General features: G+C 47.8%; 2 protein-coding genes. One reads left to right on the top strand and one right to left on the bottom strand.

Annotated features, from left to right (window positions below; genetic code table 11):
• Nucleotides 1-44: 44 nt before the first annotated feature.
• Nucleotides 45-512, bottom strand: coding sequence for a GNAT family N-acetyltransferase (locus STRDD11_RS06990; protein ID WP_128836704.1), 468 nt, complete (start codon nt 510-512; stop codon nt 45-47).
• A gap of 380 nt (nt 513-892) precedes the next feature.
• On the opposite strand from STRDD11_RS06990, the gene STRDD11_RS06985 reads away from it, so the two are divergent.
• Nucleotides 893-1,780 carry an HAD hydrolase family protein gene (locus STRDD11_RS06985; protein ID WP_128836703.1) on the top strand — a complete coding sequence of 296 codons (888 nt, stop codon included), beginning with the start codon at nt 893-895 and terminating at the stop codon, nt 1,778-1,780.
• The last annotated feature ends 149 nt before the right edge of the window (nt 1,781-1,929 follow it).

The raw sequence follows: 1,929 nt of genomic DNA, 5'->3' as shown, positions 1-1,929 counted from the left end.
GGAGTCTGTCCCACCGCCTTTTAATAAGCTTAGGCGGCAGCGGCTTACAGGAGTTTCTCCATCACTGTTTCCTGCGGCCGCAAGCCTTGGCGTTCATAGAAACGCAGGGCGCCGGCATTGTCATTCCAGACATTGAGGGTCAGGTTGTGGCAGCCTATCTGGCGGGCAAAATTCTCCGCAAAACCGTAGAGCTGCTCACCAATCCTCTGTCCGCGGGCTTTTTCATCCACGCAGAGATCTTCGATAAAGAGGGTCCTGATAGGATTGAGGACTGGGCTGTCCGGCTCTTTGATGGTGCAAAAGAGATGCCCCAATAGCTGGCCTTTTTCATCTTCATAGACAAAGATTGGTGTATTCTCCTGAGACAGCAGCTTTTCCAGCTCCTGAGGGCTGTACTTGCTGCCCTGACTCTTAAAAATATCGGGCCGTGCCTGGTGGTGAACCAGCAGGATCTGCTGCAAAAACTGACTTAAAACGGGTATATCTGCCGGATTGGCTTTTCGGATTGGCATCATTTCTCCTTTATGTTTGGCTGGTGGATTTTGGGAAATACAGTCTTTCAGTCTATCGTCTTGAAATAAGAAAATGATAGGCAGCGAGCTGCTCAAAGAGGCTTATACGGTATCTTCCAAAAGATTCATCCCTCTGTGGGTGAGGACACAGCCATCATGGGAGTCTGCCCCACCGCCTTTGAGGCGGCAGATAAAGAGGCAATAAAAGATAAACTAGATAAACTAAACGGCTATATCAGATTACAGTCTATTATAGGGCTGCTAGACTTTTTTGTCAAAATTTTTGAAAAAAATTCCATTTTCCTCTTGACATGGAACGCGTTTAATAGATTAGAATGAAATCAAGCTAGCGAACCAAGTCAAGAAAAGAGGACAACACGATGGCAATTAAGCGGATTTTTACAGATATGGACGGAACCTTGCTTAATTCGCAGGGGCGGGTTTCAGCGGATAATGCTCAGGCTGTTCGGGCCTCAGAGATACCTGTCACGCTGGTATCTGCACGGGCACCCATGGAAATGAAGGAAGCGATAGAAGCGCTGGGGCTGACTGGACCGCAGGTGGCCTTTAACGGCGGCTTGATTTATGAGATGGAGGAGAGCAGGGTTCACCCGCTGCATACGGACATTATCCCCAAGCAGACAGTGCAGCTGCTGCTTAAGAGCATTCGCCGGGCCTTCCCAGAAGTCAGTCTCTCTTATTATGATCTGACTCACTGGTATTGTGATACAATAGATAAAGGAATCCGCTTTGAATATGATCTGACCCGTCAGGCACCGACCTTGGTTAATGATTCTGACCGATTTTTGCTCGGTCAGGACAATACTTTCAAGATTATGCTCCTGTCTTTTGAGGAAGAAGAAATGCAGGATCTGCTTTTTACCCGGACTGGCCAAAGGAGCCCTACCTATCGCAGTATCATGGCAGCCTACAGAGAGGTTTATGGAGAGGCTGCGCCTGTCGCGGTTTTAGAAGGCATTGCGACAGAGGAGGATGGCTACGAGGCAGCCAAGAAATTAGCCAGAGAACGCAATCTGGACTGTATTTTTGCCAACGGTGACGATGTAGCAGCGGGCATTTTCCGTTATTATCAGGAGCAGCAGCCCCTGCCTTTTCTATGCGGGCAGGAAAACCAGCTGACCAGCCAGCTGCTGGGCATTTCGACCATTGACCACAAGTCCTATGATTTGGGACGCGAGTGTTTCCGTCAGGCTATTTCCGATGAAAGACGGACGCTTGTCCTGCAGTCGGAGTTTATTGAGAGATAAGAAAAGCTGATAAGCAGGGGTGATATACTCCCCTTATAGTGGACAGTGAAAAAACAAAAATTCACTAGAAGCTATAAGAGGAGTTTTCATATGTCCAAAAGAAGTCAAACCTCCGTTGAGGAAAAGTTAAAAGCAGTTCATCTTTACCT

The organism is Streptococcus sp. DD11 (assembly GCF_001578865.1).
Taxonomy (GTDB): domain Bacteria; phylum Bacillota; class Bacilli; order Lactobacillales; family Streptococcaceae; genus Streptococcus; species Streptococcus panodentis.
The sequence above is the reverse complement of the archived record's forward strand: the minus strand, read 5'-3'. Positions and strand labels throughout refer to the sequence as shown.